The organism is Streptomyces sp. SA15 (assembly GCF_002291145.1).
In the GTDB taxonomy this organism is placed as follows: Bacteria; Actinomycetota; Actinomycetes; order Streptomycetales; family Streptomycetaceae; genus Streptomyces.
In genome coordinates this window covers 20,576-27,255 of record NZ_NTGE01000183.1, presented here as the reverse complement: position 1 = coordinate 27,255, position 6,680 = coordinate 20,576, and the positions used below count along the sequence as shown (strand labels likewise).

Annotated in this window: 6 protein-coding genes; 1 reads left to right on the top strand and 5 read right to left on the bottom strand. The window is 71.7% G+C overall.

Going from position 1 to position 6,680, the window contains the following annotated elements; all coding sequences use genetic code 11:
- Together CLM62_RS39345 and CLM62_RS39340 are read right to left on the bottom strand one after the other, a co-directional pair.
- Positions 1 to 1,064: BTAD domain-containing putative transcriptional regulator (locus CLM62_RS39345; protein ID WP_306457966.1), on the bottom strand; the 1,064-nt coding region annotated here is incomplete at its 3' end.
- A gap of 54 nt (positions 1,065 to 1,118) precedes the next feature.
- The gene (locus CLM62_RS39340) at positions 1,119 to 2,354 is read right to left on the bottom strand and encodes a M20 family metallopeptidase (RefSeq protein WP_095754678.1); all 1,236 of its coding nucleotides are present in this window, start codon (positions 2,352 to 2,354) and stop codon (positions 1,119 to 1,121) included.
- Between the two features lie 305 nt (positions 2,355 to 2,659).
- Here CLM62_RS39340 and CLM62_RS39335 point away from each other — a divergent pair, with 305 nt between their 5' ends.
- Positions 2,660 to 3,322, top strand: coding sequence for a class I SAM-dependent methyltransferase (locus CLM62_RS39335; RefSeq protein ID WP_257004346.1), 663 nt, complete (start codon positions 2,660 to 2,662; stop codon positions 3,320 to 3,322).
- An 8-nt stretch (positions 3,323 to 3,330) separates the two neighbouring features.
- Here CLM62_RS39335 and CLM62_RS39330 read toward each other — a convergent pair whose 3' ends face one another.
- From CLM62_RS39330 to CLM62_RS39320, 3 genes are all read right to left on the bottom strand, one after another.
- Positions 3,331 to 4,395, bottom strand: coding sequence for a hypothetical protein (locus CLM62_RS39330; protein ID WP_095754677.1), 1,065 nt, complete (start codon positions 4,393 to 4,395; stop codon positions 3,331 to 3,333).
- A gap of 71 nt (positions 4,396 to 4,466) precedes the next feature.
- Positions 4,467 to 5,402 carry an N-acetylneuraminate synthase family protein gene (locus CLM62_RS39325; protein ID WP_095754676.1) on the bottom strand — a complete coding sequence of 312 codons (936 nt, stop codon included), beginning with the start codon at positions 5,400 to 5,402 and terminating at the stop codon, positions 4,467 to 4,469.
- A gap of 14 nt (positions 5,403 to 5,416) precedes the next feature.
- A complete protein-coding gene (locus CLM62_RS39320; RefSeq protein ID WP_095754675.1) occupies positions 5,417 to 6,661 on the bottom strand; it encodes an N-acylneuraminate cytidylyltransferase in 1,245 nt (414 codons plus the stop codon).
- Positions 6,662 to 6,680: the final 19 nt, after the last annotated feature.

Sequence of the window (6,680 nt, the reverse complement as noted above, 5' to 3'; positions counted from 1 at the left end):
AGTGCGGGCCCGGAGCCGAGCACGCCGAGGATGCCGGACACCGGGTCGGCCGAGGCGTGGCCGGTCATGGCGCCGGCCCGCCCCTCGCCCGCGCCGAGCGCGGAGGCCACCTCCGCGGCCACGTCCTCGTCCGCGGTGACGCCGGCGAGCGGCACGCAATACACCACGCGCTGCTCGGCCCGGCGGCTGACGGCGTGCGCGAGCCGGGTCTTGCCGAGGCCACCGGGGCCGGCCACGGTGACGGCGCGGGAGACGCGCAGCAGCCGCTCCACCGCCGCGATGTCCTCGTCCCGGCCGAGGAGCGGGTTCGGCTCGTGCGGCACGCCGTGCCGGACCACAGGTGCCTCGCCGCGCAGCAGCTCCCGCTGTACGGCCTTGAGCCCGGCGCCCGGATCCGTGCCGAGCTCGTCGCGCAGCTCACGGCGGTACGCCTCGTACCGCGTCAGCGCGGCGGACGGGCCCGCCGTAGCCGCCTCGGCGCGCAGCAGCTCGGCGAGCACTTCCTCGTCGCGCGGATGCTCCGAGGCGGTCACGGCCAGCGGCCCGGCCGCCTCCGCGTGCCGTCCGAGGCGGGCGAGCGCGAGCGCCCGCGCGCGTATGAGAGTGCCGCGGACGGGGGCGCGCTCGGTGCGCAGCGCGGCTACGGGGTCGTCGGTGTCGTAGGCCTCGTCGGGAGTGCCCTCCCACAGCGCGAGTCCGGCCTCGGCCGCGGCCAGCGATCCCGCGTGGTCCCCGGCCCTGGCCCGCTCCGCGCTCGCGGCGGCGTGCAGCAGCAGGGCGGAGCTGTCGACCTGGTCCTCGGCGAGGGTGAGCCGGTATCCGGTCGGCGTGCTCGCGATGACGTCGGCGCCCAGCTGCGCCCGCGCCCTGGACACCAGGACCTGCACCGCCTTCGCCGGCCGCTCCGGCAACTCGTCCGGCCACAGCCCCGCCACAAGGCGCTCGGTGCTGCAGCCCGTACGTAAGTCGCCGGCGAGCAGCGCGAGGAGGCCGCGGAGCCGGGGCGCGGTGATCTCCTGTCCGCGATGGGCGACACGCGGCAGGAGGGTGAGGTCGGTGGTCACCCGTGCAGATTAGCGACGATCGAAAACCTCAGTAGTCGAACGCCTACAGTACGCCTACAGCCCACCGTCGATGAGCGCGGCCGCCGTGAAGAGTTCCACGCCCACGGTGATCGCCGACTCGTCGACGTCGAAGTCGCCCTGGTGGAGATCCCGTACGATCCGCTCGCCGGGCGGGCGGACGCCGAGGCGGGCCATGGCGCCGGGCACGTGTTCCAGGTACCAGGAGAAGTCCTCGCCGCCGAGGCTCTGCTCGGTGCCCTCGACGGAGTCGGCGCCCCGGCGTGCGGTCATGGCGTCCCGGAGGAGCTCGATCGTCCCGGCGTCGTTGACCACGGGCGGGACCCCGCGCACGTAGTTGATCTCCGATTTGGCGCGGTGCAGGTTGGCGACCTCGTCGATCGCGGCGACCACGATGTCGGGCGCCTGCCGCCACGCGTCGATGTCCAGGCACCGTACGGTCGCGGAGAGCTCGGCGTGCTGCGGGATCACGTTCGGGGCGTGGCCGGACTCGATGCGGCCCCAGGTCACGGCCATCCCGGCGCGGGCGTCGACGCGGCGGGCGACGAGGGCGGGCACGTCGGTGACGACCCGGGCGGCGGCCGTCACCAGGTCGGTGGTCAGGTGGGGGCGTGCGGTGTGCCCGCCGGGCCCCTCGAGGGCGATCTCCAGCCGGTCGCAGGCGGAGGTGATGGCCCCCGCGCGCAGTCCGATCCTCCCGGCGTCGACCCGGGGGTCGCAGTGCACGGCGATCATCCGCCCGACCCCTTCGAGCACTCCGCAGTCGATGGCGTCGGCGGCGCCGCCGGGCAGCACCTCCTCCGCGGGCTGGAAGAGCAGCCGCACGGGCCGCGGCAGCAGCCCCTGTCTGTGCAGGTCGGCGAGCACGAGCCCGGCGCCCAGCACCACGGTGGTGTGCACGTCGTGCCCGCAGGCGTGGGCGCGGTCCGGCACGGTGGAGCGGTACGGGCACTCGCTCTTCATGTCCGGGATGGGCAGGCCGTCGATGTCGGCGCGCAGGGCGAGCATGGGCTGCTCCCCGTCCGAGTCACCGATGTCCGGGTCACCGATGTCACAGACGAGGCCGGTCCCGACGGCGAGCACGCGGGGTTTCAGGCCGGCCTTCTCCAGCCGCTCCTTGATCGCCGCGGTGGTGCGGAACTCCTGGTTGCCGAGTTCGGGGTGCATGTGCAGATCGCGCCGGAAGGCGATGAGCTCGGCACGGAGCGCCTCGGGCAGCGCCCCGGGAAGCAGGGCTTCCCCGGGAAGATCGGCCTCGGACTGTAGTGACATCAAGTGGTTCACCCTCTGAAGGGTAGGACGCCCGGGCGGTCGACTGACCTCGATCAACAAAAGATCAGTCCGTCAGGGGAAGAAAATCTGACCGCCGAACGCATATGTACCGTTCCGGATGGGTACACTCGCCCGACTTTCCGGCCGAGTGGATGCCGGGTGACGCCGGTGACACGCCACATGACACCCATCCACTACCTCACGCATACCACGCCTCGCGTGAGAGACGCCCGTCTGTTCACCTGTCGGACTGTTCATCTGTAGGTCGAGTGGGCGTGGTGGTCGCCTCAGTAGGGTGCGGGAGCGTGAGTATCGAGAGCCCGGAATTCTTGACGGCCACCCGAACGTCGTACGACGCGATCGCCCCCGCCTTCAGCGAGCGCTTCACCGCCGCCGGCCTGGACGACAGACCCCTGGACCGCATGCCGATCGCGGCTTTCGCCGAACTGGTCCGCGCCACCGGCTCGGCGCCCGTGGCGGACCTGGGCAGCGGCCCCGGACACGTCACCGCGCTGCTGCACTCCCTGGGCCTGCCCGTCTTCGGGGTCGACATCTCGCCCCGGATGGTGGAGCTGGCCCGCCGCGCCTACCCCGACCTGCGCTTTCACGTGGGCTCGATGACGTCCCTGGACCTGCCGGACGGGACGCTCGGCGGGATCGCCGCCCTCTACTCGATCATCCATGTCCCGGACGAACACCTGTCGGCGATGTTCGCCGAGTTCCACCGCGTGCTGGTGCCCGGCGGGTATGTCCTGCTCGCCTTCCAGTCCGGCGACAAGGACGGGCACCTGCACCTCACGGAGCGGTTCGGCCAGGAGATCTCGCTCGACTACTACTGGCGCACCCCGGAGTCGGTGGCCGACCGCCTCACCGAGGCGGGACTCCAGCCGCACGCGCGGGTGCTGCGGGAGCCGTACGAGGAGGAGAAGCTGCCACGGGCGTTTCTACTGGTGAGAAAGCCGACATAGGAGGCATGTCACACCGCGGTGACCGCCGACAGCCGGTGCACGTCGCGGGCCGTCCCCGTCACCCCGGACAGGAAGCCCTGGGCCCGCGGCGAGGCGGTCTCCGTCAGCCACTCGGGGTCGATGTCGCACACCGCGACCTTGACCTCCGTACCGGAGAGGGCGAGCGGCAGTGTGTGGACGACGGTCGACGGAAAACTCAGGATGGTTCGGCCGACCGGGCCACGGCGGGCGATCAGTTCGAGGGGGAGGTCGGGCCGGACTATCTCCAGGCCGGTCTCCACGGCCAGCCGGTGGAGCTTCTCGGTGCTCTCCCGGCGGTGGGCGAAGTAGCGGGTGGCGCCGTGGGCCTTCGCCAGGGAGGCGACGGCCTCCAGGTACCGGTCGCCGTCCACGACGCCCGTCTCCACCAGCGAGGTGCCGACCATGTCGGCGCCCTTGGTGATGCGGGGCGGGCCGAAGCGGGAGCGGGTCCAAGTGAAGGAGTTCGCGGTCACCGTCACGCCCTGTGGCATGTCCTCCATGGGCATGGAGGAGAAGATCTCCACCCTGCGCTTCTCGCCCGGTGTCAGACGTTTGCGGGCCGCGGACGACACCGGCGCGAAGACCAGGTCGCGGGGGCCGGGGCGGCCGCCCTTGCGGTGCCAGCGCACCAGGCGCTCGCCGCTGGCCAGCTGGGCGACGAACTCCATCGTGGCCGTGCCGTCGTCGACGACGACGAGGTCGCTGGCCTTGGTGATCGTCAGCAGGAGTTGTACGTAGCGGGAGAAGGGGTCGCCCAGGACGACCCGGTCGGCCCTGCGGAGCATCCCGGCCAGGCCGCCGATGGTCTGGAACGGGGCCATGGCTCCGCCCCGCGCCTCCTCCCAGCGGACCTCGTGGCCCTCCTCGCGGGCGAGTTCGGACATGCGGCGCAGCTGGCCGCGGGTCATGGGGTCGATCGGGGACAGGACGACGAGGGTGAGCCCCGCGCCGGGCGCATGCGCGTGCGCCCACTCCAGCACGTTCAGCAGCTGTACCGGACTCTCCACGAAGGCGAGAGTGCGTGGGCCGGCGGACCCGGCGCGGGGGCTCATCTAAATACGACCGTCCCGTCGTAAGTGTTTCTCTGGTGGGGGGTGGTGCTCAGAACGGGTTGAGACCAGGCTCAGACCGAGACCGGCTCGCCCGCGGCCGCCGCGATCTCCGCCTCGGCGACGACACCGCTGACGCGGCGCAGCTTCTTCATCGGGCCGAGCTCGGACTCGTAGACCTTCTTCACGCCGTCGCCGAGGGAGGCCTCGATGGTGCGGATGTCGCGGACCAGGCGGGTGAGGCCCTGCGGCTCGACCGAGGCGGCCTGGTCGGAGCCCCACATCGCGCGGTCCAGGGTGATGTGGCGCTCGACGAAGGTGGCGCCGAGGGCGACGGCGGCCAGGGTGGTCTGCAGGCCCGTCTCGTGACCGGAGTAGCCGATCGGAACGTTCGGGTACTCCTGCTGGAGGGTGTTGATCACGCGTAGGTTGAGCTCCTCGGCCTTGGCCGGGTAGGTCGACGTGGCGTGGCAGAGCAGGATGTTGTCGCTGCCGAGGACCTCGACCGCGTGGCGGATCTGCTTCGGGGTCGACATGCCGGTGGAGAGGATGACCGTACGGCCGGTGGCGCGCAGGGCGCGCAGCAGCTCGTCGTCGGTCAGGGAGGCGGAGGCCACCTTGTGGGCGGGGACGTCGAACTTCTCCAGGAAGGCGACGGCCTCGGTGTCCCACGGGGAGGCGAACCAGTCGATGTTCTTGGTCTTGCAGTACTCGTCGATCTGGCGGTACTCGTCCTCGCCGAACTCCACGCGGTGGCGGTAGTCGATGTACGTCATCCGGCCCCAGGGCGTGTCGCGCTCGATGTCCCACTGGTCGCGCGGGGTGCAGATCTCCGGGGTGCGCTTCTGGAACTTGACGGCGTCGCAGCCGGCCTCGGCGGCCACGTCGATGAGCTTGAAGGCGTTCTCCAGCTCGCCGTTGTGGTTGATGCCGATCTCGCCGGTGATGTAGACGGGCTGACCCGGTCCGGCGGTCTTCGAACCAAACGTGCGCAGACGGGAGTTGCTCATGGCAGGAACTTTCCTTACTTGTCGAGGGAGTCGAGAGAAGGGCCGAGGATCCAGCTGGCGATCTCTCGGATCGCGCCGTCGCCACCGGGGACGGTGGTGACCGCGCGTGCGGCGCCGCGCACCACGTCATGGGCGCTCGCGACCGCCACGGGCCAGCCCACGAGGGCGAAGCACGGGAGGTCGTTGACGTCGTTGCCGACGTAGAGCACGCGCTCAGGCGCGATGCCCTGCTCCTCGCACCACTGCTTCAGCGCGAGGTCCTTGCGGTCGATGCCGTGCAGGACCGGGATCTTGAGCTTCCGGGCCCGGGCGGCGACGACCGGGTTCACTTCCGTGGACAGGATCAGCATGTTCAGCCCGCTCTTGCGCAGGGCGGCGATGCCGAGGCCGTCTCCGCGGTGCACGGAGACGAACTCCTTTCCATCGGCGTCGATCAGCACCCGGTCATCGGTCTGGGTGCCGTCGAAGTCGAGTACGACCGCGTCGATGTCGTCGGCGGTCGGGAGGGCGCCGGGCCGGTCCGCGTCGAACAGCGGCGCGAGGGCTCGGGCCCGGGCGAGGTCGTGCGGGTCGTCGATCTCCAGCACGCGGGCCGGGTCGGTGCGCACCAGCTCCGTGTGGCCGAAGAAGCGGTGCTGGTGCTTGCGGAAGCCGGCCGCGTCCATCGCGTAGGCGGCGCCGGTCTCCAGCAGGTCCTGGGGGCGGTCCTGGCGGCGGGGGCGGAAGGACTTGTCGTGGTTGACGCCGTAGCCGCCGCTGACGTCCCCGGAGTGGGCCTCGTCGTCGGCGTCGCGCCAGATGAAGCCATGGAAGGGCGCCACGGTCACCGCCGTGTCGGCGCCGTTCTCCACGACCGCGCCGGCCACCCCGTCGATGTCCTCGCGGAGGATGAACGGACTGGTGCACTGCACGAGCAGCACGACATCGACGGCCGAGCCGTGCAGGGCCTCGTGCGCGTCCATCGCGTGCAGGACCGCGGCCTCCGAGGTCGCCATGTCGCCGGCGATGGCGGCCGGCCGCAGCACGACCTCCGCGCCGGCCTCGCGGGCCGCCGCCGCGATGGCCTGGTCGTCGGTGGAGACGACCACGTCCGTCACCAGGCGGGTCGCGCGGCACTCGCGCACCGCCCGCGCCACCAGCGGCACGCCCCCGACGGGGGCGAGGTTCTTCGCGGGCACGCCCTTGGAGCCGCCGCGCGCGGGGATCACCGCGAGCACCCGGCGCACCGAAGCGCCTTGGCCCGCTTCCGGGTTGGACATGGGTTCAGCTCCTTGAAGT